Raw genomic sequence first — 24,031 nt, 5'->3', positions numbered from 1 at the left:
TGCTCACCAGCCGAAACGGCGCAGGCCGTCTTCGAGTGCCTCGACGATCTTCTGTCCGGTGAGGAAGGAGTCGGGCGTCGAGCGGCCCGTGATGAACGGGTAGTCGACGATGACCGAGGTCTCCTTGCCGAAGTTGCCGTGGTAGCGGCCCTCGGGTCCGGTGGCGTCGCGCAGGATGTACTCCAGCGGGTACGGCGGCGGGCCCATGTTGAAGTCGGTGCCGAGGAAGCCGGTACCGTCCTTGTAGTCGTACTCCTTGCAGTGGCCGGTGACGTGTTTGCCCCAGATGATGCTCTTGCGGTCCTCCCAGTCGCGGGCGAAGGCCAGACAGGCCACGCCGTAGCACTCGGCGGCGACCGGCTTGCCGGCCCGCAGGAAGGACAGGATCAGCGCGTGCACGCGCTCATTGTTGGCCAGGTCGACGATCGGCCCGCTGCCGCCGACGATCAGGATCGCGTCGTAGGCCTCGATCTGCGTCTCGACCGAGGCCACCGCGCGGTGGTAGGCCTCCAGCCCGCGCAGGTAGCCGGGGTCGGCGGTGTAGGGGCGCTCGGGCAGCCACCCGGAGATGTCGAGGGGCTGGGCGAGCCGGCCCGACTCGTCCAGCTCGCGGGTCAGTTTGGCGACCTCGGGCGAGGTGACGCCCCGGCCGAGCGGCGGGTCGACGTAGTCGGAGTCCATGCTGGGCGGCAGCGCGTAGGGGCGCTTGCCGGTGGGGGTGGCGAAGACGACCTCGTAGCCCCGCTGGTCGAACTGCGTCAGCGGGCCGAGCAGTTCCTCGCCCCAGTAACCGTGCTCGGAGAGAACGACAAGGATCTTCTTGCTCATGGCTTCTCCTGCGGGCCGATGATCCAGTCCTCCCTGGCCGTCAGCGAGAACACGTGCGCGGGGTCGGCGACGGCGTCGAGCGCCGGCCGCACCCTTTCTGCGTAGTAGGGCGAGGCCAGCGCCTCGCGGAGGGCGTCGAGGTCGTCGAACCAGATCTGCTCGACGCTGTCGAAGGCCGCCTCGCCGAAGGTGTAGTAGCCGTCCCTGGTGTGGGCGTGCACGTGGCGGCGCAGCCCGGGCAGCCCGCTGACCTCGGGGGCGTAGTTCCCCAGGGTCTGACGGCGGTGGTCGCCGAGCGACAGGCCGGGCCTGCGCTTGATCAGCGTCGTCATCTTGACCCAGGACGGGGAGGTGTCGGTGAGCGGCGGTCCCGGGACGATCTCGTGCGCGTCGGTGTCCAGGACGATGGTCATCCAGAAGGCGGCCCAGTTGGGCTCGTCGAGCCTGGCCCCCTGGAGGAACTCCTCGGTCTGCAGGGAGGCGAGCTGCTCCTCCTCGTTGGCGAGCCAGATCTCCGCGATCCCCTGGTGCGGGAGCGACGGCCGGCCGAGGTCGCCGTCGAAGGGCACCCGCGAGTCGATGAGGTAGCGCCGGATCTGCGGGATCTTGGCGGCGAACTTCACCGCGTGGACGTGCACCCAGTAGTCCTGGAACTCCTCGGGGGTCATGCCCGGCTTGGGGGCCGCCAGGATGTACTGATGGATCATGGAATCTCCTTTGCCGGAGAGGATCTTGGAATTGAGCATCGCAGCGTAAATCGGGGAGCGTCAAAGGACATGTCGCGACTTCTCGACTTCGCCCCTAAAAACCGTCATTTAAGTCAAGTCGCGTGGTATTCCCGAAATATCGGTTTATCCTCGGGGCGCTCCGGGCGATCGCCCAACTGACAAAGTGCCCGGCGAAAAAGGCGCCCTTATGGCGACCGGGAGCGGCCGGCCCTACTGTCCACCTCAACGGATGCCTTACCGAAAGGTGGCACATGAAAGGCGAGCTGACCGCCGCGGTACGCCGCGGTGCCATGGACGAGATCCACGCCCTCCTCCAGGCCGGCGCCGATCCCTCCGAACGCGACCCCGACACCGGACTCACCGTTCTGATGATCGCCGCAGGCCTGGCCGACGCGCCCGCGGTGCGAGCACTGCTCGCCGCGGGCGCCGACGTCCTCACCACCGACACCGGCGCCGGCGCGACCGCCGTGCACAAGGCCTGCCAGGGCGGCAGCGCCGAGGTGGTCCGCGCCCTGCTCGACGCCGGCGCCTTCGTGGACGCGGTGGCCGCGACCACCGGCCACACCCCGCTCATGGACGCCCTGTGGTTCAAGTGGCCCGAGATCGTCGACGTGCTGCTCGGCCACGGCGCGGGCCTGAACCTGTCCACGCACTACGGCTTCTCGCTGAAGGAGCACTTCGACTACGAGCTCAACGTCAACACCTTCGGCAAGGAACGGCTCGTCGAGTCCGACAAGCTGCTCCGCGCCCGCGAGGAGGCCGACGAGGCGGCGGCGCACGGACACGCGCTGATGAACGCCGTCACCTCGGGCGACGTGGCCGCCGTGCGCGCGCTGCTCGGCTCCGGGTTCCCCGTCGACCTGCGCTGGCCGCTAGTCAACGGGTTCAACGACGCGCACACCGCCCTGCTGGTGGCGTGCCGCGACGGGCACACCGAGATCGTCGAGGCGCTCCTGTCCGCCGGGGCCGACGTCAACGCCGTCGAGCCCACCTTCGGCGCCGTCCCGCTGCACAAGGCGGTCTACAACGGGCACGTCGAGATCACCCGGCTGCTCGTCACCCGCCCCGGCATCGACCTCGGGTTCCAGGGCGCGACCAACGGCTACAGCCCGCTGCACGACTCGCTGTGGCACGGCTACGCCGAATGCGCGCGGCTCCTCGTCCAGGCGGGCGCGCCGCTCGACCTGGTCGGGCACGACGGCAAGACCCCCCGTGACCTCGCCGAAGAGGTCCTGGGCGCAGACCACGAAGTGACCCTGCTCATCGCGGGAGGCGACAATGATCGAAACTGAGGCACTCGTCGTCGGCAGCGGGTTCGGCGGCGCCGTCGCCGCCCTGCGGCTCGGAGAGGCCGGCGTCCAGACCGTCGTCCTGGAGCGCGGGCGCCGCTGGCCGGTCACCGACGCCCACGACACCTTCGCCACCTACGGCGCCCCCGACGGGCGGGCCGCGTGGCTCAGCCCGGTCACCGTGGCCCCCGCCCAGGAGGGCCTGCCGATCGACGTGTACGCGGGGGTGCTCGAACGCGTCAAGGGCAACGGCGTCGACGTGCTCACCGGCGTCGGCGTGGGCGGCGGCTCGCTGGTGTACAACACCGTCCTGTACCAGCCGAGGCGCGACCTGTTCGCCCGCGCGTTCCCCGCCTGGCTCGACTACGACGAGCTGGACGACGTGTGGTGGCCCAAGGTCCGCGAGGCCGTGGGCGTGGCCGAGATGCCCGCCGACGTGCTGGCCCACGAGCACTACCGGGGCCAGCGGGTCCTGCTGGAGGAGGCCGGCGCCGCCGGCATCCCGGCCCGGCTGTTCGAGCTCGGCCTCGACTGGGACGTCATCCGCGCCGAGCTCGCCGGCACCATTCCCCCCTCGCTGATCGCCGGCGAGATCTGGTACGGCTCCAACAGCGGCGCCAAGCGCAGCCTCGACCGCACCTACCTGGCGCGGGCGGAGGCCACCGGCCACGTCGAGGTGCTGCCGCTGCACGTCGTCACCGACGTGCGCGAGAACGGCACCGGCTACGTGGTGGCCTTCAACGAGATCGACGACAACGGCAGGGTGCTGGCGCGGCGCGAGTTCCACACCCGCCACCTCTTCCTCGCCGCCGGCTCGGTGGGCACCAGCAAGCTGCTGGTGCGCGCCCGCGAGACCGGCGCGCTTCCCAAGCTGGCCGAGTCCGTCGGCACCCGATGGGGCGCCAACGGCGATCTGGTGATCATCCGGAGCGGCCTGCCGCCGACCGGGCCGAGCGAGGGCGGCCCGGCCGGCGCCGTACTGGAGGACCTGGACAACCCGGTGGCGCCCATCGCGATGGCCGCCATGCCCGTGCCGCAGGCCGGCATGCCCGAGGGCTTCATGGGCCTCATCGGCATGGGCCTCGGCCCGCCCAAGGGCACGTTCGGCTACGACGGCCGCACCGACTCGGTGAGCCTCACCTGGCCCTCCGGCGACCCCGAGGTCACCGTCATCGCCGACGGCGCCCGCTCGACGTTCGAACGCCTCGGCACCGGCAAGGTCGAGGCCATCGACCCCGGCACCACCGGCCACCCCTGCGGCGGCGTCCCCCTCGGCATGGCGACCGACGAGTACGGCAGGGTCAACGGCTACCCCGGGCTGTACGTCGTCGACGGCGCCCTGGTGCCCGGCGGCAGCGCCGCGTGCACCAACCCGGCGCTCACCATCGGCGCGCTCGCCGAGCGGGCCATGGCCTCGATCGTCCCCGACATCGTGGAGGGATAGGCACCGATGAGCTCACCAACGCAGGCGGCCCTGGTCACCGGAGGCTCCAGCGGCATCGGCCTGGCCGTCGCCGCGGCGCTGGCCGCGCGCGGGTACGCGGTGACGGTGCTCGGCCGCGACCCCGCGAGGCTCGCCAGGGCCGGGGGCCGGCTCGGGTCGGGCACCCACACCGTCGTCGCCGACGTCGCCGACCCAGGCGCCGCCCAGACCGCGGTCGCCTCGCACATCCAGCGCTGGGGCCGGCTCGACGTGCTGGTCAACAGCGCGGGCGTGCTGGCGGCCGGGCCGCTGGACTCCTACAGCGAGGCCACCGTGGCCGAGGTGCTGGACGTCGACCTGCGCGCCACGATCCTGTTCTGCCAGGCGGCCCTGCCGTACCTGCGCAAGGCCTCGCGCGGAGGGCGGCCGGTGATCGCCAACATCGCCTCGGTCTCGGGCAAGCGGGCCGACCCGGGGTTCTCCCTGTACTGCGCGGCGAAGTTCGGCGTCGTCGGCTTCACCGCGGCCCTGCACCAGGAGCTGCGCGGGGAGGGCGTGGCCGCGTGCGCGATCTGCCCGGGGCTCGTCGACACGCCGATGGCCGACTGGGCGCGTTCCTGGGCCCCGTCGTCCTCGATGCTCCGTCCCGAGGACGTGGCCGGAGCGGTCCTGCGTGTGATCGACATGCCCGCCGGGCACGTACCCGCCGAACTGGTCCTGTAGGAAGCCCGCCGAGCCCGCCGGCCCGGCGGGCTCGTTCTCCCGTAGGAGGTCTGTGAGCACCGCCCGCACACCCAGGCTCAGGCATCTCTCGGGCGCCACCATGGAGACGCACGCGTCGTGGCTGGAGTTGTTCTTCGACCTGGTCTTCGTCGTCGCGGTCTCCGAACTGGCCCGCATGCTGCGCGGCGACCTGACCGCGCACGGGTTCCTGGTGTTCCTCGCGCTCTTCGTCCCGGTGTGGTGGGTGTGGATGAGCTTCGCCTACTACGCCGACCTGTTCGAGAGCGACGCGACGGTCTTCAGGATCGCCCTGCTGGCCGGCATGTTCGGCTCCCTGACGCTCGCCGGGACGATCGGCGTCGCGACCGGCCCCTCGACCGGGGCCGGTCTCGGCGGTCCGCGGGGCTTCGCGCTGGCCAACGCCGGGCTCCAGGCCATCCTGGTCGGCCTGTACGCGTACGCCCGCCGCTCCGCGCCGGAGAACGCGGCGCTCCGCCAGCTCTGCGGCATCTACGTGGCGGGGTTCGGCGGCGGCGGGGTGCTGTGGCTGGTCTCGGTGGCCGTCCCCGCGCCCTGGCACCTCGGCCTGTGGGGGCTGGCGCTGGCGGTCGAGATCGCCACGCCGTTCCTCGCCTACCTGACGGTGTCCGCGCCGCCCGCGCACGCCTCCCACCTGCCCGAACGGCTCGGCCTTTTCACCCTCATCGTGCTCGGCGAGTCGGTGCTCGCGGTCGCCTGGGGGGCGCGGGGCACCGGCTGGACCCCGGCCGCGTTCCCCGTCGCGTTCTTCGCGTTCGTGATCGCCGCGTGCCTGTGGTGGGTCTACTTCGAGCACGTCGACCACCGTGTCATCATCGACGCGCTGACCAGCGGGCGCTCGACGCTCGTGCGCGGGTTCGCCTACGGCTACGGCCACCTGCTCATCTTCGCCGGGCTGGCCTCCACCGCCGTCGGCTCTGAGGTCCTCATCGAGCACGCCTCCGACGCGCATCTGCCCGCCGGCGCGGGCCTCGCCCTGTCCGGCGGGGCCGCCGCCTTCCTGCTCGCGACCACGGCCGCGCACCTGGTGATCCGGCGCCCGCTCAGCGGGCGGCTGCTGACCGCCCGCGTCACGGCCGCGTTCAGCGCGCTGGCGCTCGGCGCGGAGTCGGGCGGCCTGTCCGCGCTCACCGTGACCGCCGCCCTCGCCGCCGTCCTCACCCTGCTCACCTGGGCGGAGATCCGCTACCGGCCGCGACGGGAACCGCTCGCGGATCCGCGTCCGGCGCCGGCTCATCCGCCGCCCGCCCGGGCAGCCGCACCAGGAAGCGGGTGTCCCCCGGGCACGAGCGCACCGTGATCGACCCGCGGTGGCGCCTGGTCACGATGCGGTGGGTGAGGTGCAGGCCGAGCCCGGTGCCCGAGCCGATGTCCTTGGTCGTGAAGAACGGCTCGAACACGCGCGGCAGCACCGCGGGGTCGATCCCTGGGCCGGTGTCGGCGATCTCGACCACGACGCAGGTGCCCTCGCCGCGCGCGCTGATCCGCAGCCGCCCGCCGCCCGCCATCGCGCCCGCCGCGTTGTCGATCAAATTGGTCCACACCTGGTTGAGCTCGGTCGGGTAGCCGGGGATGCGGGGCAGCGGCGTGGCGTAGTCGCGCACGACGGTGATGCCGGCGAGCTGAGGGCGGAGCATCGCCAGGGTGGCCTCCAGGCCCTCGCGGACGTCGACGTCGGACTCCGGCGCCCGGTCGAGGTTGGTGTACTCCTTGGTGTTGCGCACGATCGCCGAGACCCGCGTCCCCGCCTCGCGCACGTCGACGGCCGACGAGCGGACCCGCAGGCTCTCCGACAGGTAGCGCAGGGCGGCGGGCAGGTGGTCCTCGCGCAGCCGCCCCGCGAGGTCGGTGAGCCAGGCCACGTCCGCGCCCCGCTCGGCCAGCAGCTCGGCCAGGCAGGCCCCGTCGTCGAGCCCGTGGTCCTCGGCCCAGTCCTGCAGGCTCTCCTCCAGCCGGCTCATGCCGAGCGCGTCGCCGGGGCCCGAGCCGCGCGGGCGGGCCAGCCAGTCGCGCTGGGCGGCGTGGACGGCCGCGCGCTCCGATTCTGTCCCCGTTCGGCCCCAGGCGCCGGCCGCCTCCTCCAGCTCGGCCACGGCGTCGTCGAGCTCGCCGATGGCGCGGGTGACGGCCGCGACGGGGTTGTTGAGCTCGTGGGCGATGCCCGCCGCGAGCGTCCCGAGCGAGGCCAGCGTGGACCGGCGGCCCGCGCTCACGATCATGTCCTGCGCGCGCAGGGCGAGCACGGGGATGACCAGCTCCGACACCCTCGGCGTGCGCACCAGCATCTGCAGGAAGGAGTCGCGCTCGTACAGCGCGACGCGGCTGTGGCCGACCGAGGTGGCGGTCGCGAGGTAGGCGTCGCCGGCCAGCACGCACAGCTCGCCGGTGAAGGTGTGGGCCAGAGAGGCGCGGGTCTCGGCGCCGGGCCGGGTGGAGTGCCGGGCGAGCACCTCCTCCCTGTCGTCCACGACCTTGGATATGAGCAGCTCCCCTTCCAGGAGCACGACGAAGAACCTCGCCGGGGTCCCCTCGGTGAACAGCACCTCGCCGTCGTCGAGCTCGCGGGATCGCGCCGCCGCCGACAGCCAGCCGTACTCGTCGTCCTTGAGCCCGTGGAAGAGCGGATGCGCCCGCAACTCCCCCGCGAGCACGCTCGTGTCGCCCATGGATCGGCTCCTCTCACGCCGGGTGAAAGGGAGCGTGGCACCGGCCGCGCGGGCGGTCAAAGGACCCGGCGACACTTTGTCGGGTGTGCCGTGCCAGGGGTTCGGGGCGGCCTGGATTCGCCGGACTAAATCAGGTCCGCATCCGCATCCGGCGCGTCGTGCCTATCGTGTGGATCACTTGGCCTGTGTAGTTCCCGAACATGGAGGCCGCCGTGGCCCAATGCTCGCACGTCGCCCAGATCCGCCAGGTGGTGGCCACATCCGAGGGGTGCCAGGAGTGCCTCGCGCTGGGCCAGCGATGGGTCCACCTCCGAGAGTGCCTGAGCTGCGGGCACGTCGGATGCTGTGACTCCTCCCGAGGCCGGCACGCCACCAAGCACCACCGCGCCACCGGCCATCCGGTCGCCGGTTCCGCGGAGCCCGGCGAGAGCTGGGCGTGGTGCTACCTGGACGAGGAGGTCATCGACCAGTGACCGACGAGACCGGCCGCCCGGTGATCCTCACCGTCGACGACGACCCGCAGGTCCTGAGGGCGGTGCGGCGTGACCTGCGCACCGCCTACTCCGGCCGCTACCGCGTGCTCGGCGCCTCGTCGGGCAAGGAGGCGCTGGACATCCTGGACGCGCTCGACGACCGAGGTGACGAGCCGGCGCTGTTCATGGCCGACCAGCGGATGCCGGAGATGACCGGGGTGGAGTTCCTGCTGGAGGCCGGGGCACGGTTCCCCGACGCCCGGCGCGTGCTCCTCACCGCCTACGCCGACACCGACGCGGCGATCACCGCCATCAACCGCGTCCGCCTGCACCACTACCTGATGAAGCCGTGGGACCCGCCCGAGGAGCGCCTGTTCCCGGTGCTCGACGACCTGCTGTCCGACTGGCTGGCCGCCTACCGGCCCGCCTACCAGGGCATCAAGGTCGTCGGGTTCCCGGTCTCCCCGGCGACCCACGCGGTGCGCGACTTCCTCACCCGCAACGAGCAGCCGTTCCGGTTCCTGGACGTCGGCACCGACCCCGAGGCGCGGCTTTTGGCCGAGGGCCTCGGGGACTCCCTGCCGCTGGTGCTGTTCCCCGAGGGGGACCACCTGTCGGCGCCGACCAGCGCGCGGCTCGCCGAGCGCCTCGGCCTGTCCGCGACGGCCTCCCGCCCGCACTACGAGACCGTCATCATCGGCGCGGGCCCCGCGGGGCTGGCGGCCGGTGTGTACTCCGCCTCGGAGGGGCTGTCCACCCTGCTGGTCGACTCCGACGTCCCCGGCGGGCAGGCGGGCACCTCCAGCCTGATCGAGAACTACCTGGGCTTCCCCGCGGGGCTCTCCGGGCGCGATCTGGCCCGGCGGGCGGTCTCGCAGGTCCGCCGCTTCGGGGCGGAGCTGCTGTACCCCGTGGAGGTGACGGGCCTGCGCCGGGCCGACCCGGCGCGGATCATCACGCTGGCCGACGGCGGCGAGATCAGCGCGGAGATCGTCCTGTTGTCCATGGGCGTCTCCTACAACCGCCTCGACGTCCCCGGCGCCGACCGTTTCGCCGGCGCGGGGCTCTACTACGGCGCCGCCACGACCGAGAGCCAGTCGTGCGTCGCCCAGCACGTTTACGTCATCGGGGGCGCCAACTCGGCGGGGCAGGCGGCCATGCACTTCGCCCGGTTCGCCAGCAGGGTCACCATGCTGATCAGGGCCGGTTCCCTGGAGGCGGGGATGTCGCAGTACCTCGTGGACGAGATCCGCAGGACGCCCTCGATCGAGGTGCGCACCGGCACCCGGGTCGTGGCGCTGTCCGGCGTCGACCGCCTGGAGACCATCACCCTGGCCGACGTGGCGACCGGGGAGACCACCGAGGAGCCGGCCGGCTTCGTGTTCACCTTCATCGGCGCCCGGCCGAGGACCGCCTGGCTGGACGGCGCCGTGGAACGTGACGACCACGGGTTCGTCCTGACCGGGACCGACGTGCCGCCGGCGAGCTGGGACCTGGAACGCGAGCCCTACCTGCTGGAGACCAGCGTGCCCGGGGTCTTCGCGGCGGGCGACGTGCGCGCCCGCTCGGTCAAGCGGGTGGCGTCCGGGGTGGGCGAGGGCGCCATGGCGGTGGCCCTCGTGCACCGTTATCGCGCCAGTACATAACCCCATAAAAAGCTATATCCCAATATATTCGATGCCATTCCAGAATTCACATGATTTACACATTCCATGCCATTGCAGACAGCAGCGGACGCGGCGACAATAAGGACATGTGGGGTACATTAGCAGGAAAGGTTGCCCTTATCACCGGGGCAAGCAGCGGCATCGGAGCCGCGGCGGCGCGGGTATTCACCCGCGAAGGCGCCGCAGTGGTACTCGCGTCACGACGGGAACGGGAATTGAGCGACTTGGTCGATGAATTGACGGGAAAGGGGTTCGAGGCCGCCTACGCGGTCACCGACGTGACCCGGCCCGCCGACGTCGACCGGGCCGTCTCCACCGCCGTCCAGAACTTCGGGCGGCTCGACGTGGCCTTCAACAACGCGGGCCTCGGGGCCGAGCAGTCGCCCATGCACCTGATGGACGACACGGTCTTCGACGCGATCGTCGACGTCAACCTGCGCGGCGTCTGGAACTGCACGCGCCGCGAGATCGCCCAGATGCTGTCCGGCGGCGGCGGCGCGATCGTGAACACCAGCAGCGTCGGCGGCCTGGTCGCGACCCCCGTGGCGGCGCCCTACGTCATATCGAAGCACGCGGTCGTCGGCCTGACCCGGGCCGCCGCCGCCGAGTACGCCGCGCACGGCATCCGGGTCAACGCCATCGCCCCGGGAACGACCAGGTCGGAGATGATCGAGGCCTGGTTCGCCCTGCGGCCGGGAATCGAGGACCTCCTGCACGCGGCCACCCCGCAGGGCCGGACCGCCGAACCCGAGGAGATCGCCGAAGCCGCCGCGTGGCTGCTGAGCGACCGCGCGTCCTTCGTGACCGGCGTGACCCTGCCGGTGGACGGCGGCTACACCCTGGTCTAGCCGCCCGCGGGATCGAACCGCCTGATCTGATCACCCGGCACGATCCCCGGCAACACCAGTTTCCAGAAGTTCGTGAGCCTTTGCCGCAGATCACGCCGGCCGGACACCGCCTGCGACACGATCTGAGCCCCCGTGAACGCCGCGACCACGGTCTCGGCCACCGCGTCGATGTCGATATCCGGCAGCAGGTCGCCCTGCCGCCGCGCCCGGGCCAGGAGTTCCCTGGTCCCTTCCTGCCACATCACGTGGGTGGTGAACTCAACCCTTGAAAAGGTGCCGTGCTCGATCGCCAACCGCACGCTCGCCCTGGCGATGACGTTCGTCTGAAGCTCCCTGGCGAAGCCGTGGCTGGCGTCGATGACGACCTGGAGAGGTGAGCGGTCTCCGGACACCAGGGTCGCCAGGAGCTTCTCGTCGGCGTCCAGGATCGCCCTCGCCAGCTTCTCCTTCGAACCGAAGTGGAAGTACAGCGCCCCCTTCGTCACCCCGCAGCGCTCCAGGATCTGGGCCATGGTCGTCGCGGCGTAGCCGTACTCCTCGAAGACCTCCGCCGCACCCTCCAGGACCCGCTGCCGGGTCGCGACCGCACGCGCCTGTTTCGCCATGACGTACGAAGCTCCTCCTAAAAGAAACCGCTCGGTCGGTATTCTATCCCCTTGGGCCGCCTAGCAGGCAGGTACTGCAAAGAGGTAACGACCATGACCATGCACCAAGAACTCGATGTGACCGCCGGACCCGCGCTGTTCGAGCAGCCGGTCTCCCGCCACCTTGTCCACCGCGCGGCGGTCTCCGAGGTGATGATCACCGGCTGGCGGCCCTTCGACGAGAAGACCACCATCCTCGCGGCCCAGTGGCCGAGGACGCACAGTTTCCACCGGCCGGTCGGCGGGCGCCACGATCCGCTGCTCATCGCCGAGACCATCCGCCAGGCCGGGCTGGTCGTGAGCCACGCCGAGCTGGGCTGCCCGCTCGACCACCAGTTCCTGTTGTGGGAGCTCTCCTACGAGGCCGACCTCGGCGACCTGACCATCGGAACCGGCCCCACCAACCTGGTGCTCCGGTTCACCCGCAGCCAGGTGCGCCACCGGGGCAGGAACCTCGCGGGGCTGCGCGCCCACGTCGACCTCTACCGGGACGGGCGACTCGTGGGCATGGGCGAGGGGGCCTTCGACTGCGTGTCCCGGGCCGCCTACGACCGGTTGCGCGCCGCCGCCCGGCCCGGCGGCCCGCCCGCCCCCCTCCCCGAACCGGTGGCCCCCGCGCTCGTCGGCCGCGACCGTCCCGAGGACGTCGTGCTCGGCCCGGCCGGCCTGGACGACGCGTGGCTGCTCCGGGTGGACCCCGCCCACCCGGTGCTGTTCGACCACACGGTCGACCACGTTCCCGGGATGGCCCTGATGGAGGCCATGCGGCAGGCGGCCATGCTGCTCGTGCAGCCCGCCCCCGTCACCCCCGCGAAGCTGTACGCGTCCTTCAACCGGTACGTGGAGCTCAGAGACCCCGCGATCGTCCGCGCGCACCCCGAGGAGGTGCTGGCCTGCGGCGACGTGCCGGTGCGGGTCACCATCGAGCAGTACGGGACGACCGCGAGCAGCGGCCTGGTCGTCGCCCGGCCCCAGCGAACCGGCTGAGGACCGCGCCCGCTCCGGCCGGGGACCTCGCGCGACCCGGCCGGTGCCTCGCGCGACCCGATCCCCCGCCCGCGAGCCCTGTCGTTCCCCCGCTCCGCTGCGTCATGATGGCGGTTCGTCGAACGATCGGCAGGTGGGGCGACCATGTCATACGAGGACGTCTACGCGCGCGGCGTCACCGATCCCGGCGGCTTCTGGGGCGAGGCCGCCGGCGCCGTCACCTGGGACCGCGACCCCGCGACCGTGCTGGACGCGGGGAACGCGCCGTTCTACCGGTGGTACGCCGGCGGTGAGCTCAACACCTGCCACAACGCCCTCGACCGGCACGTCGCCGCCGGGCGCGGTGACCAGGCCGCCCTGATCCACGACAGTCCCGTCACCGGCACGACGCGCACCTACACCTACGCCGGGCTGCTCGCCGAGGTGGCACGCTTCGCCGGCGTGCTCAAGGGGCTCGGCGTCGGCAGGGGCGACCGGGTGGTCGTGTACATGCCGATGGTGCCCGAGGCGGTCGTCGCCATGCTCGCCTGCGCCCGCCTGGGCGCGGTCCACTCGGTGGTGTTCGGCGGGTTCGCCCCCCGCGAACTGGCCATGCGCATCGACGACGCCCGCCCGGTGGTCGTCGTGTCCGCCTCCTGCGGCATCGAGCCGGGCCGCGTCGTCGAGTACAAGCCGATGCTGGACGGCGCGCTCGACCTCGCCGGGCACAAGCCGGCGCGGTGCGTGATCCTGCAGCGGGAGCAGGCCCCGGCCACGATGGTGCCCGGTCGCGACCTCGACTGGGCCGAGGCGATGGCCGCCGCGGAACCGGCCGGCTGCGTGCCGGTCGCCGCCACCGACCCGCTGTACATCCTGTACACCAGCGGCACCACCGGCAAGCCGAAGGGCGTCGTGCGTGACAACGGGGGCCACGCCGTCGCCCTGCTGTGGAGCATGCGCAACGTGTTCGACGTCGCGCCCGGGGAGGTGTTCTGGGCGGCCTCCGACGTCGGCTGGGTGGTCGGCCACTCCTACATCGTGTACGGCCCCCTGCTCCTCGGCGCCACCTCCGTCCTCTACGAGGGCAAACCGGTCGGCACGCCGGACGCCGGGGCCTTCTGGCGGGTGATCGCCGACCACGGCGTGAACACGCTGTTCACCGCGCCGACCGCGTTCCGGGCGATCAAGAAGGAGGACCCCTCGGCGTCGCTCCTGGCGAAGTACGACATCTCCTCGCTCAGGACGCTGTTCCTGGCGGGCGAGCGGCTCGACCCCGACACCTACCACTGGGCCACCGACAAGCTGGGCGTCCCCGTGGTGGACAACTGGTGGCAGACCGAGACCGGCTGGCCGGTCGCCGCCAACCTGCGCGGCCTGGCGCCCATGCCCATCAAGCCCGGCTCCCCCACGGTCCCGGTGCCCGGGTACGACGTGCGGGTGCTCGACCCCGACGGCCGGGAGTGCGCGCCGGGCGAGGAGGGCGCGATCTGCCTGCGGCTGCCGCTGCCCCCGGGCACGCTGCCCACCCTCTGGCAGGACGACGAGCGCTACGTGGCCTCCTACCTGTCGGCCTACCCCGGCCACTACCTGACCGGCGACGGCGGCCACGTCGACGAGGACGGCTACCTGTTCGTCATGGGCCGCACCGACGACGTCATCAACGTCGCCGGGCACCGCCTGTCCACCGGGTCCATGGAGGCCGTGCTGGCCGGCCATCCCGCCGTCGCCGAGTGCGCGGTGATCGGCGTGGCCGACGAGCTGAAGGGGCAGGTGCCGCGCGGGCTGGTGGTGCTCAAGAGCGGCGTCGGCACCGACCACGCCGTGCTGCGCGACGAGCTGGTGCGCCTGGTCCGCGACCAGGTGGGCGCGGTGGCGAGCCTGCGGCGGGTGGACATCGTGCCGGGCCTGCCCAAGACGCGCTCGGGGAAGATCCTCCGCAAGACCATGCGCGGCATCGCCGACGGCACCGAGGGCCCGGTCCCCTCCACCATCGAGGACGCCTCCGTCCTGGACGCCCTGCGCCCGGTCCTGCGCCCTCACCCCTGACCGGCCCTCGGCCGGTGGAAGACAGGACTCCGGGTCAAGAGGACGAGGCCCTGGGGTCAGAGAGACCTTGAGGGGCGGAGCGGCGCTGGACGGCGAACGGCCCCGCACCACAGAGTGCGGGGCCGTTCGGAATCGCGTGGAGCTATGGGGATTCGAACCCCAGACCTCCTCCATGCCATGGAGGCGCGCTACCAGCTGCGCCATAGCCCCTGGTGGCACCGGGGACGGCCGGCCGGGCCGCCTCGGTACCCCTCCAGTCTATCGGAGATCGCGCCGGGGACGAACTTTTCGGCGGACCGCCCGGCCCGCCCCCGGCGGGTGGTCACCGCAGGGAGCCGGCCTTGTGGATCAGGTCGGCCAGTTCGGTGACCATGGGGTCCTCGGTCGCCTTCGCCAGGCGCTCGGCGTGCCCGGCCAGGCCGTCGAGGTCCTCGGCGAACAGCTCGTTGTCCGAATGCCGGAGCCGCTCGGCGAAGGCGGCGACCACGGCGTCCACCTGCAGCCTCGGCGAGGACGCCTCCCACAGCGCGCCGGACAGTTCCGACACCTCCACGGCGCGGCTCACCTCGGCGGGTTCGCGGCTGTCGGGGTCCTGCCAGCGGACGCTCGCCATGGCGAGCTGCCCCGAGGTCCCCGGGCGCAGCCGCACGGCGTAGAGCGCGGTGACCGCGTGGCCCGGCCCGACCTCGCCGCCGTCCTTGGAGTCGTCGCGGAAGTCCTTCTCGGCGAGCGCCCGGTTCTCGTATCCGAGGAGCCGGTAGGAGGCGACGGTGGCCGGGTTGAACACGACCTGCGCCTTGGCGTCGCGGGCCCGCAGGTCGAGGTTGGCGGGCAGCCGCTCGACGAAGATCTTGCGCGCCTCCTCGGTGGAGCTGACGTAGACCGCGGCGCCGTCGCCGTTGTCGGCGAGCTGCTCCATCAGCGCGTCCCCGTAATCCCGCCCGACGCCGACGCACAGCAGCGTGATCTGGCGGCCCGCCTGCTCCTCGACCCGGTCGAGGATGCCCTGCCAGGAGGTGTCGCCGGTGTTGGCCAGACCGTCGGAGAGCAGGATGACGCGGTTGGTCGCGACGGGCCGGAAGGCCCGCGCCGCCTGGTCGTACCCGGTGACCAGGCCGGACTCCAGGTTCGTCGAGCCCTCGACCCCGAGCGCGTCGATCGCGCGATGCAGGTCGCCGCGCCGGCTCGCGGGCGTCATCGGCAGGCGCACCCGCGCCTCGTCGCTGAAGGAGACGATCGACACCTGGTCGCCGGGGCCGAGCTGGTCCACCAGCGTGTTCAGGGCGTCGCGCACGAGGTCGATCCGGCCGGGGTCGGCCATCGAGCCGGACACGTCCACGACGAAGGTGAGGTTGGCGGGACGGCGCGCGGCGGCCTCGGCCGTCCTGGTCTGCAGGCCGACGCGCAGCAGCGCGGTCTCGTCGGCCGCCCCCCTGGCCCCGTCGATCTGCACCGCGAAGCCGTCGCCCGAGGGTTCGGCGTACCCCTGCTGGAAGGCGTTGACGAACTCCTCGGGCCGCACCCGGTCCGCTTCGGGCAGCCGCCCCTCCTTGAGCTGGCCGCGCGCGTACCCGTAGGAGGCGGTGTCCACGTCGAGGGCGAAGGTGCTCACCGTCTCGGCGGGCACGCCCTGGGAGGTGGAGCTCGCCCGCGCGCTCGGCTCGGGTTCCGACCGGGGGGCGACCGCGGTCGGGTTCGCGGCGCGCCCGTTCTCGTTCTCGTTCCCGTTGGCGGGAGCGGGCGGGTAGGCCGGCTCCCGGGCTCCGGAGGTGTCGTTCGACGACCCGCCGCAGGCGGCGAGGATCAGGGCGAGCGCGATCAGGACACAGGCCAGGACTCGGGTCTTCATAGGAGGCCTCCCTCGGCATCACCCCCTACGACGGAGAGCGGGCGCCGGTGGCCTGACCCGTCACCCAAGCGACTGCTAACCGTTTCCGCCACGTGACCCGCCCCCGCGCCCGCCGGGTGGCCGTGAGCGCCCCGGCGGGCCCGGTGAGCGGAGGTCAGCCCACGTTCAGCAGGCCGCTGTCGACGACGCCCCTGCCGAAGGAGCGGGCGATCTCGGCGAGGCGGGCGCAGTCGTCCTCTCCCAGGACGTCGTAGGCGGGCAGCGCGAGGGTGTCGGTGCGCTCCTCGATGCCCCGGCGCAGGGCCTGGCCGCGCTCGGTGAGGGTCAGGCCCTCGCCGAGCAGGCCGCGCCCGCGCAGGTCGTCCTCGGTCTCCCGCCACTGTGCCGGGCTCCAGCCCCGGCTGGCCTTGAGGAACACGGCGGGCACCTCCCCGCTGGCCGCGTGCAGGACCAGGGCCTCGCGGCCGTTGACCCCCTCGAAGGTGAGCGCCGCGACGTGGCCGTCACCGCGGAACTCCCGCAGCAGCGTCTGGGCGTGCCACAGCACGAGGTGGGGTTCGGTGGGCCAGGGCAGCGTGGTGTGCGCCGCGAACAGCGGGCGCCCCTCCAGGTGCTCGCAGGCCGCCTCGGCCGCCCTTCTGGCCAGGGTGACGGTCTCGGCGAGGTCGGGGTGCCGGTCCAGGCCCGCGCGCTGGAGCGCGTCGCCCGCCGCCCGCAGGCGCGCGTCCAGGAGCTGCTCGGGGGTCGTGATCTCCCAGACGGCCGGGAGCGCCCGCCGTACCAGCTCGGGGTTGAAGTTGTAGAACGTCGCGATGACCACCTCGGCGCTCGCCCGGCCCAGGGCGGCGGCGCGCGAGGCGAAGTAGCCCATCTGCCGGTCGGACACGCCGAGCGCCGTGAACTGCTTGACCGCCTCGGGCACGAAGTAGATCATGCCGTGGACGGGCTCGAGCCGGCGCCAGGCCCTCCTGGCGGTGTGCGTGCTGACCACGGATCTCATGCCTCCAGCGAATCGACGAACCTGGCCATGCCGGACAGCCACCGGTCGGGGTCGTCGAACTTGCGCCGGACGTACTCGGCGACCTCGGGGTGCGGCAGGATGTAGAACCGCTCGGCGTCGAGGCCCTCGACCACGGACTCGGCCACCGCCTCCGGGGTGAGGATCGGGCCGGAGGCGACGACGGCGCGGGCGGTGAGGTGCTGGGCGTCGACGTCCCCGCTGAGCATCCCGGTCCGCACGCCCTGCGGGCACAGCACGCTCACGCCGATGCCCTTGGTCCGGTAGTGGATCGACAGCCACTCGGCGAAGGAGATGGCCGCCGCCTTGGTGACCGAGTAGGGCGCGTCCCCCGGGCAGCTGATCAGCCCGGCGGCCGAGCACGTGTGCAGCAGGTAGCCGCCGCCCCGCTCGACCATCCTCGGCACCAGCACGCGCGCGGCGTACACGTGGGCCAGGACGTTCACCGCGATCGTCCTGGTCCATTCGAGGTCGCCGGCGTCCAGGCCCTGGCCGGTGATCACCCCGGCGTTGGAGCAGAACAGGCCGACGGGCCCGAACGCCTCCTCGGCGGTGTCGATCAGGGCGCGCACCTCGTCCTGCGAGGAGACGTCCGCCCGCACGGCGATGGCCTGGTCGCCGATGTCCTTGGCGACCTGGGTGGCGCCCGCCTCGTCCAGGTCGGCGACGACGACCCCGGCCGCACCCTCGGCCGCGAACCGCCGCGCCATGGCCCGCCCGATGCCGCTGGCCGCCCCGGTCACGACGACGATCCGGTCTTGTACCCGCATACGCCCCACTCCGTTCAAACCGACCAGTCGGTATCCGGAACTTAAGCGTCTCGCTCCCTGCCCGTCAATCATCTCCATCATGCCCGCCGCACATGTCGCGGGCTCCGCCGACCCGCCCACCGGCGCACGGCCGGGCGCGGGCACGGGTCAGAAGGTGTTCCTGCGGCAGTTGAGGAACAGCTGCATCTCCAGGGGCTCGTCCTCGGTCGCGGGCACGTAGGCCAGGTCCATCTGCTCACGCACGCTGAACCCGGCCTCCTGGACCACCGCCCGCAGGGTGTACCGGGCGTACCCGGTCATCCGCACCGGGGTGTCCAGGACGCGGACCGGGGCGTTGTCCACGTCGATCTCGACCATGCCGAGGGCCAGCCAGCCACCGGGGACGAGCAGCTCGTGCAGGGTGAGCAGCGTCGTCATGATCTCGTCCCGCCGGAGCATCGACAGCGAGAAGTAGGCCACGATCGCGTCGAACCGGCCGAGGCCGACGTCCAGCTCCACGGCGTCGATCCGGCGTAGATCGGCCTCGGGGACGTTGCGTTTCGCGATGTCGAGCATGACCGGCGAGATGTCGATGCCCGTCACCTCGCACCCGGCGTCGACGAACTGCCTGGCGGTCGGCAGGCCGGTGCCACAGCCGACGTCGAGCACCCGGGCGCCCGGGCGGAGCTTGCGGAGCAGCCACTCTGCGGACGCTATCTGCCCGCCCTTGTAGGGGAACGCCTCGTCATAACGCTCACCGATGCGGTCGAACGCGCCGGCCTGCGCGGCGCGGTGTGCCTGGCGCGAGCCTCTCGCTGTCATCCCGTCCACCCACCACTGGAACCTGTTATCCGACTCTCATAGATAGAGGGATATTACACACTAAGTCAAGGCCAGTCAGGGCCGGAGTTAGCAATATAGGGGGCCAAATATGGATCTTGTCGCTTTTAAACGCAATTGCGGATCACGGCCGGGGGCGGACCGGCAATTGCCACGTCTCACCGGCGGCGGCCGTCACCCCCGGTGATCACACCTCACCGCCGGCCGGATCCCCGCTGGCAGAGGGGAAGGAGGCCTGCTGCGGCCCGGCCGGAGGCGCCGCTGCCGGGGACCGCCCGCGCACGCGCACGGTCACGCGACGGCGACCCGGCGAACCCGATGCGTGAGGTATCGCCTACCGGATCCGGCCCTTTACGGATGGTCTTGACCGGGAATGAGCCATCGGCTGAACGACGTGTTTCCCAGCGGTTCTCCAGCCGGCCACCACCCCGGTGTCAAGCCAGGGCGATGGAGGCGTAGTCGGCCACCGGGCGGTAGCCGAGGGTCTGGTAGATGGAGTTCGACGTCGGGTTGGCGAGGTCGGTGAACAGCAGGACCAGGTCGGCGCCCGCGTCCTGGGCCGCGCGGGTCGCCCCGTAGGTCACCGAGGAGCCGTACCCGCGCCCTCGGGACTCCGGCGGGGTGTAGACCGGGCCGATGCGCGACATCCCGATGATCGGGAGTGAGAACCCGGCCAGCGCGACCGGCCGTCCCTCGTCCTCCAGCAGCACGAACTCGCCCTGCCCGACGCGGTGCTTGACCTGGGGCAGCGGGTCGTCCTCGGCGTGACCGGGCTCGGCCTCGGCCATGAAGGCGCGGATCCACTCGGCCGCCGGCTCGATGTCGTCGTCCCCGGCGACGCGGACGGTGCCGCTGAGGGACGGCGGCCGGAGCTCGCCCAGCCGGTACAGGCGTTGCGAGATGCGGCTCAGCTCCCGGCGGCCGGACGTCGCGACGTAGGCGCCGGCCTGCGCCACCGGCCCGCTCACGCCGGTGATCTCACGGCCGCGCAGCCCCTCGGCGAGCGAGGGCACCGATCTGAGCGGGATGTCGGCCAGGACCAGCGAGTACGGCGGGGTGTGCAGGACCGCTCCCCGCACCTCGTCGCCTTCGGTGAGCCAGCCGAGCATCAGGCCCTCGTTCCACAGCCCGTGCCGCAGGCGGCCGAGCACGGTCAGCGCGACCGTGTTGCGCACGGGGTCGCGGCGCAGCCACGCGTCGGCGGCGCCGGGGAACTCGTCGAGGACCGAGGTGAACGTCCACAGCATGCGGGACAGTGTCCCAAGCGGCGGGCCTCCGGTCGACCCGTTTCCAAGCTTCCCCGAGGTCCGGCGACCGCCGTCTCACACCGCTTTCATCGGGTCGTAGCAGTCGTAGTTGCGCTGCCCGGCGATCCGGCCGTCCCGGACGTCGAGGAAGGTCGCCACATGGGCGCGGAGCGTGTGCCCGGCCGGCAGGTCGCCGAGCGGCACGGCGAGCACGCCCGACCACGACACCTCCAGCGCGACACGGTCGCCCTCGGCCACCACCCTGAGCACCTCGAAGCTCTGGCGTTCGATCACGCGGCGGCCCCGGTCGGCCGCCTTCAGTATCCCTTCCAGGTCGCGGACCAGGCCGCCGGGGATCAGCGCGTTCGGCAGCTCGTGGTGCACGAGATCGGGGGTGAAGAACTCCGCGAGCGCGTCTCCGGTGACACCCCGCGAGACGGCGTCGTGGTAGCGGCGGGCCGCCCGCACCGACGTGGAGCCGGCCGATCTCGACCTCGGCACCCTCGCGCTGTTCGTCGGGTTCGGCGCCGCCTCGCCCGTCCAGCGCGACCTGGAGACCGCCGGCTTCACCGGCCTGCGGTTCTCGCACGGGTACGTCTTCCAGCACCTCATCGGCGCCGAGCCCCCGATCAGCGAGCTGGCCGCGCGGCTGGGCATGACCCAGCAGGGCGCCTCGAAGATCGTCGCCGAGCTGGTGGGAGCCGGATACGCCGAGCGGACCGCCGACCCCGGCGGCCTCGTCACGCGCCTGCCTGATCCCGGTACCCCCACCCGCCCGGCCGTGCCGGGCCTTGGTCGCGGCCGTCCCTGCGGCGGTCAGAACTCGTCGGCGCCGGTCACCTGGCTGATCGGGAACACGTGCCGCGACGCGGCGCAGACGGTCTCCAGGACGTGGACCGGGGTGTCGTCGGCGGCGTACCCCGCCCGCACGATCTGGACGACCCACTCCCCCGGGTCGAGCCACAGCGTCTCGGCCTCGAACGCCGTCGGCCGGCGCGCGAGCAGGACCTCCTCGGCGTGGCCGAAGCGGAAGCCGAGGGCCGCGATGCCGGCCTGCAGGCTGGGCCGGACGAAGTCGGGGGCGCACAATGGGGTCCCGCCGAACAGGTCGAGGCGGAAGAAGCTGGTGGCGACGCGGACGGGCACGTCATCGGCCGTCAGGAGCTTGCGCCGCGCCAGCACGTCCGTGCCGGGTTCCACGCGCAGGGCCGAGGCGATGTGCTCGCTTGCGGGTTCTGGACCGACGCCGAGCATGCGGCGACCGGCACGAATCCCCTGGCTCTCGGCCTCGGTCACGAACAGCGACGCCGAGGCCCGCACGCCCGGCTCGGTCGGCAGCGCCCGCCGGACCAGCACCTTCGGCGTTCTACGTTCCACGATCGTGCCCGGCCTCCCCCGGTCGGATTCCCGGTCTGGGCCGTTCTGTGGAGCTATGGGGATTCGAACCCCAGACCTCCTCCATGCCATGGAGGCGCGCTACCAGCTGCGCCATAGCCCCTTGCGATGCGCCGACAGTCTATAGGAATCTGGCCACCGCGTGGAAACCAGATATGACCCCGGGCGCCGGTGGCGGCGATCACCGCACGGGCGCCCCTCCGGAAGTCAGGGGGACCGCCATGTCACGTCGGAGGGGTGCCGAACCGTCTGGTGGAACATGTCCGTAGAAATCTTCGAGGAGAGCCGCCGGGTCCTGGCCGGCGTCGCCTACCGGATCCTCGGGAGCGCCGCCGACGCCGAGGACGTGGTGCAGGAGGCGTGGCTGCGCTGGTCGGAGGTCGACGCCTCCCGCGTCGAGGACCCGAGGGCCTACCTGATCAGGGTGACCAGCCGGCTGGCCATCGACCGCCTGAGGAAGGTGAAGGCCCGCCGCGAGGCGTACGTCGGGCCGTGGCTGCCCGAGCCGATCAGCACCGAACCCGGCCTCGCCGAGCACGTCGAGCTGGCCGACTCCGTCGACCTCGCCCTGCTGGTCGTCCTTGAGACCCTGTCCCCGCTGGAGCGGGCGGTCTTCGTCCTGCGCGAGGCGTTCGGCATGTCGTACGTCGAGATCGGCGAGGTGATCGGCCGCGCGGAGCCCGCGACGCGGCAGCTCGCCCGGCGGGCGCGCGACCACGTGCACGAGCGCAGGCCCCGCTTCGACGTGGACCGGGCCGAACGCCGGAAGGTGACCGAGCGCTTCATCGGCGCGTGCTCCGGCGGGGACGTGGACGGGCTGCTGGAGCTGCTCGCCCAGAACGTCCGGCTGGTCGCCGACGGCGGCGGCAAGGCCAGGGCGCCGGTCCGCGTCATCGAGGGGGCGGGCAAGGTCGCGCGGTTCCTCGACGCCGCCGCCTCCGAGAGCGGGGTGCTCCGTTTCCTGGCCTCGCTCGGCCTCCCCGGCACGATGGTCTACGAGGTGCGGACGGCCGAGGTGAACGGCGGCCCCGCGGCCATCGTGACCCTCGACGGGAAGCCCATCACGGTGATCTCGCTGCTGCTGTCCGGCGGTCTCGTGCAGACCGTCTACCTCATCGCGAACCCGGACAAGCTCGCACAACTCGGAGGGCCCGGTACGACCGAGAGCGTCTGACCCTCAGCCGAGGCGGGCCCGCAGGCGGTCGGCGTAGGCGAAGAGCGTCCTCTCACGCCCGGGGGCGCAGACGAGCTGGGCGCCCACCGGCAGGCCGCCGACCGTCCCGGCGGGGACGCTCAGCGCGGGCAGGCCGGCGAGGTTCCAGGGGCTGGTGAGGGCGAGCAGGACGTCGCGGACCTTGACCTGGACGCCGCCGAGGTCGAGGTCGCGCGCGTCGATCGGCGGGGCCGCGACGGCGACGGACGGCAGCGCCAGCAGGTCGTACCGGCCGAGGAGCCCGGCGGCGTGCCGCCGGAAGGACGCGCGGGCCTCCAGCGCGCGGACGTACCGCCAGCCGGGCACCGCGCTGGCGTGGCGCAGCCGTCGCAGCACCTCGGGGTCGAACAGCTCGGGGGCCCGCGCGACCCGGTCGGCGTGCACGGCGTACGCCTCGCTGCCCTGGATCGCGGCGTAGGTCCCGAACAGCTCGGAGACACCGGAGAACGGGATCTCGTCGCTGCCGGGGAACGCGGCCCTGACCAGGCCGCTGACCATCGGGTCGGCGAGGGTGGCCGCGTCGGAGGCCAGCCAGCCGACCCGGGGCGCGCCCGCGTCCCCCTCGTCGTCCGCCTCGGCGGCGGCGGGGCCCTGCGGGCGGCCGGACAGGACGTGGAAGGCCAGGGCGCAGTCCTCGGCCGTGCCGGCGAGCACCCCCACGTGGTCGAGTGAGGACGCGAGCGGGAAGACCCCGTCCACCGGCACCGCGCCGAACGCGGGCTTGAAGCCGACGACGCCGCAGAGCGCCGCCGGGATGCGCACCGAACCGCCGGTGTCGGTGCCGACCGCGAGGGGGACCATGCCCGCCGCCACGGCCGCCGCGCTGCCGCCGCTGGACCCGCCGGTCATCCGCGCGGGGTCGTGCGGGTTGCGTGAGGGCCCGTTGTGCGACCGGTCGCCGGTGGGGCCGTACGCGAACTCGTGGGTGGTGGTCTTGCCCACGATGATCGCGCCGGCTTCGCGCAGCCGCCGCACGCAGGTGGCGTCCTGGGCGGGGACGTGGTCGGCGAAGTGCGCGGAGCCCATCCGGGTCGCCAGGCCCGCGGTGTCGATGATGTCCTTCACCGCGACGGGGATCCCGTGCAGCGGCCCCCGGTGGGTGCCGGCCGCGCGTTCGGCGTCCGCCCGGCGGGCGGCCAGGCGCGCTCCGCCCGCGTCGACGGTCACGAAGGCGTTGAGCGCCTGGTCGAGCGCGACGATCGCGTCCAGGGCGTGCTCGACCAGTTCGGCGGCGGACAGGACGCCCGCGTCCAGGTCACGCGCGAGGCCGGTGATCGTGCGGCCGGCGAAGAACCCCCGGGGGCGGGCGCCGGTCACGTCGCCGGGCGGACGGCCGCGAGGCCTGCGGGGATGCGGGGAGGACCACACGCTGTCATGGAC

22 protein-coding genes, 2 tRNA genes and 2 pseudogenes are annotated in these 24,031 nt (G+C 72.5%); 11 read left to right on the top strand and 15 right to left on the bottom strand.

Features of this window, described 5'->3' with window-relative positions:
* Positions 1-3 precede the first annotated feature (3 nt).
* A complete protein-coding gene (locus NYZ98_RS18040; protein ID WP_262843967.1) occupies positions 4-828 on the bottom strand; it encodes a type 1 glutamine amidotransferase domain-containing protein in 825 nt (274 codons plus the stop codon).
* A complete protein-coding gene (locus NYZ98_RS18035; protein ID WP_262843966.1) occupies positions 825-1,535 on the bottom strand; it encodes an EthD domain-containing protein in 711 nt (236 codons plus the stop codon). The genes NYZ98_RS18040 and NYZ98_RS18035 overlap by 4 nt, the downstream gene beginning before the upstream one ends.
* Positions 1,536-1,807: 272 nt before the next feature.
* Here NYZ98_RS18035 and NYZ98_RS18030 point away from each other — a divergent pair, with 272 nt between their 5' ends.
* From NYZ98_RS18030 to NYZ98_RS18015, 4 genes and pseudogenes are all read left to right on the top strand, one after another.
* Entirely contained in the window at positions 1,808-2,848 is a 1,041-nt protein-coding gene (locus NYZ98_RS18030; protein WP_262843965.1) for an ankyrin repeat domain-containing protein, read from the top strand.
* Entirely contained in the window at positions 2,835-4,289 is a 1,455-nt protein-coding gene (locus NYZ98_RS18025; RefSeq protein WP_262843964.1) for a GMC oxidoreductase, read from the top strand. Before NYZ98_RS18030 ends, NYZ98_RS18025 begins: the two co-directional genes overlap by 14 nt.
* 6 nt (positions 4,290-4,295) lie before the next feature.
* Entirely contained in the window at positions 4,296-4,991 is a 696-nt protein-coding gene (locus NYZ98_RS18020) for an SDR family oxidoreductase (RefSeq protein ID WP_262843963.1), read from the top strand.
* Between the two features lie 100 nt (positions 4,992-5,091).
* A pseudogene (locus NYZ98_RS18015) lies at positions 5,092-6,186 on the top strand (low temperature requirement protein A); the annotation flags it as partial.
* A 10-nt stretch (positions 6,187-6,196) separates the two neighbouring features.
* On the opposite strand, the gene NYZ98_RS18010 reads toward NYZ98_RS18015, so the two are convergent.
* Positions 6,197-7,696 carry a sensor histidine kinase gene (locus NYZ98_RS18010; RefSeq protein WP_262843962.1) on the bottom strand — a complete coding sequence of 500 codons (1,500 nt, stop codon included), beginning with the start codon at positions 7,694-7,696 and terminating at the stop codon, positions 6,197-6,199.
* Positions 7,697-7,896: 200 nt separating this feature from the next.
* Here NYZ98_RS18010 and NYZ98_RS18005 point away from each other — a divergent pair, with 200 nt between their 5' ends.
* Both NYZ98_RS18005 and NYZ98_RS18000 read left to right on the top strand, forming a co-directional pair.
* The gene (locus NYZ98_RS18005) at positions 7,897-8,169 is read left to right on the top strand and encodes a UBP-type zinc finger domain-containing protein (RefSeq protein WP_262843961.1); all 273 of its coding nucleotides are present in this window, start codon (positions 7,897-7,899) and stop codon (positions 8,167-8,169) included.
* On the top strand, positions 8,166-9,815 hold the full coding sequence (locus NYZ98_RS18000; RefSeq protein ID WP_262843960.1) for an FAD-dependent oxidoreductase: 1,650 nt from the start codon (positions 8,166-8,168) through the stop codon (positions 9,813-9,815). Before NYZ98_RS18005 ends, NYZ98_RS18000 begins: the two co-directional genes overlap by 4 nt.
* A 12-nt stretch (positions 9,816-9,827) precedes the next feature.
* On the opposite strand, the gene NYZ98_RS41540 is transcribed toward NYZ98_RS18000, so the two are convergent.
* Complete coding sequence (locus tag NYZ98_RS41540) at positions 9,828-9,935, bottom strand: glutathione S-transferase N-terminal domain-containing protein (protein ID WP_380707542.1); 108 nt, start codon at positions 9,933-9,935, stop codon at positions 9,828-9,830.
* Here NYZ98_RS41540 and NYZ98_RS17995 point away from each other — a divergent pair.
* A complete protein-coding gene (locus NYZ98_RS17995; protein WP_262843959.1) occupies positions 9,923-10,684 on the top strand; it encodes a glucose 1-dehydrogenase in 762 nt (253 codons plus the stop codon). The genes NYZ98_RS41540 and NYZ98_RS17995 overlap by 13 nt on opposite strands.
* Here the strand turns inward: NYZ98_RS17995 and NYZ98_RS17990 are convergent.
* Positions 10,681-11,289 carry a ScbR family autoregulator-binding transcription factor gene (locus NYZ98_RS17990; protein ID WP_262843958.1) on the bottom strand — a complete coding sequence of 203 codons (609 nt, stop codon included), beginning with the start codon at positions 11,287-11,289 and terminating at the stop codon, positions 10,681-10,683. The genes NYZ98_RS17995 and NYZ98_RS17990 overlap by 4 nt on opposite strands.
* 93 nt (positions 11,290-11,382) lie before the next feature.
* On the opposite strand from NYZ98_RS17990, the gene NYZ98_RS17985 reads away from it, so the two are divergent.
* Both NYZ98_RS17985 and NYZ98_RS17980 read left to right on the top strand, forming a co-directional pair.
* On the top strand, positions 11,383-12,315 hold the full coding sequence (locus NYZ98_RS17985) for a ScbA/BarX family gamma-butyrolactone biosynthesis protein (protein WP_262843957.1): 933 nt from the start codon (positions 11,383-11,385) through the stop codon (positions 12,313-12,315).
* A gap of 144 nt (positions 12,316-12,459) precedes the next feature.
* Complete coding sequence (locus tag NYZ98_RS17980; RefSeq protein WP_262843956.1) at positions 12,460-14,340, top strand: propionyl-CoA synthetase; 1,881 nt, start codon at positions 12,460-12,462, stop codon at positions 14,338-14,340.
* Positions 14,341-14,477: 137 nt separating this feature from the next.
* On the opposite strand, the gene NYZ98_RS17975 is transcribed toward NYZ98_RS17980, so the two are convergent.
* The 7 genes from NYZ98_RS17975 to NYZ98_RS17945 form a co-directional block, all read right to left on the bottom strand.
* Positions 14,478-14,550 (bottom strand) — tRNA-Ala (locus NYZ98_RS17975).
* A gap of 112 nt (positions 14,551-14,662) precedes the next feature.
* The gene (locus NYZ98_RS17970) at positions 14,663-16,189 is read right to left on the bottom strand and encodes a vWA domain-containing protein (RefSeq protein ID WP_262843955.1); all 1,527 of its coding nucleotides are present in this window, start codon (positions 16,187-16,189) and stop codon (positions 14,663-14,665) included.
* 154 nt (positions 16,190-16,343) lie between these two features.
* Positions 16,344-17,189, bottom strand: coding sequence for an SCO6745 family protein (locus tag NYZ98_RS17965; RefSeq protein WP_262843954.1), 846 nt, complete (start codon positions 17,187-17,189; stop codon positions 16,344-16,346).
* Positions 17,186-17,977 carry an SDR family oxidoreductase gene (locus tag NYZ98_RS17960; protein WP_262843953.1) on the bottom strand — a complete coding sequence of 264 codons (792 nt, stop codon included), beginning with the start codon at positions 17,975-17,977 and terminating at the stop codon, positions 17,186-17,188. The genes NYZ98_RS17965 and NYZ98_RS17960 overlap by 4 nt, the downstream gene beginning before the upstream one ends.
* A gap of 147 nt (positions 17,978-18,124) precedes the next feature.
* The gene (locus NYZ98_RS17955; RefSeq protein ID WP_262843952.1) at positions 18,125-18,778 is read right to left on the bottom strand and encodes a class I SAM-dependent DNA methyltransferase; all 654 of its coding nucleotides are present in this window, start codon (positions 18,776-18,778) and stop codon (positions 18,125-18,127) included.
* 452 nt (positions 18,779-19,230) lie between these two features.
* The gene (locus tag NYZ98_RS17950) at positions 19,231-20,043 is read right to left on the bottom strand and encodes a GNAT family N-acetyltransferase (RefSeq protein ID WP_262843951.1); all 813 of its coding nucleotides are present in this window, start codon (positions 20,041-20,043) and stop codon (positions 19,231-19,233) included.
* A 75-nt stretch (positions 20,044-20,118) separates the two neighbouring features.
* The gene (locus tag NYZ98_RS17945; RefSeq protein ID WP_380707577.1) at positions 20,119-20,655 is read right to left on the bottom strand and encodes a nuclear transport factor 2 family protein; all 537 of its coding nucleotides are present in this window, start codon (positions 20,653-20,655) and stop codon (positions 20,119-20,121) included.
* On the opposite strand from NYZ98_RS17945, the pseudogene NYZ98_RS41535 reads away from it, so the two are divergent.
* Positions 20,618-20,716, top strand: a pseudogene (locus NYZ98_RS41535) (hypothetical protein); the annotation flags it as partial. The gene NYZ98_RS17945 and the pseudogene NYZ98_RS41535 sit on opposite strands and share 38 nt — an antisense overlap.
* Before the next feature lie 143 nt (positions 20,717-20,859).
* On the opposite strand, the gene NYZ98_RS17940 reads toward NYZ98_RS41535, so the two are convergent.
* Positions 20,860-21,420 carry a GntR family transcriptional regulator gene (locus tag NYZ98_RS17940; protein ID WP_262843949.1) on the bottom strand — a complete coding sequence of 187 codons (561 nt, stop codon included), beginning with the start codon at positions 21,418-21,420 and terminating at the stop codon, positions 20,860-20,862.
* A gap of 48 nt (positions 21,421-21,468) precedes the next feature.
* Positions 21,469-21,541: transfer RNA gene (locus NYZ98_RS17935), tRNA-Ala, on the bottom strand.
* 156 nt (positions 21,542-21,697) lie between these two features.
* Here NYZ98_RS17935 and sigJ point away from each other — a divergent pair.
* Complete coding sequence (gene sigJ, locus NYZ98_RS17930; protein ID WP_262843948.1) at positions 21,698-22,612, top strand: RNA polymerase sigma factor SigJ; 915 nt, start codon at positions 21,698-21,700, stop codon at positions 22,610-22,612.
* A gap of 3 nt (positions 22,613-22,615) precedes the next feature.
* Here the strand turns inward: sigJ and NYZ98_RS17925 are convergent, their stop codons facing one another.
* Complete coding sequence (locus NYZ98_RS17925; RefSeq protein WP_262843947.1) at positions 22,616-23,968, bottom strand: amidase; 1,353 nt, start codon at positions 23,966-23,968, stop codon at positions 22,616-22,618.
* Between the last annotated feature and the right edge of the window lie 63 nt (positions 23,969-24,031).

This window comes from Sphaerisporangium corydalis (assembly GCF_025506355.1).
Taxonomy (GTDB): Bacteria; Actinomycetota; Actinomycetes; order Streptosporangiales; family Streptosporangiaceae; genus Sphaerisporangium; species Sphaerisporangium corydalis.
Note: the sequence above shows the minus strand (reverse complement) of the source record. Positions and strands in the feature narration are given on the sequence as shown.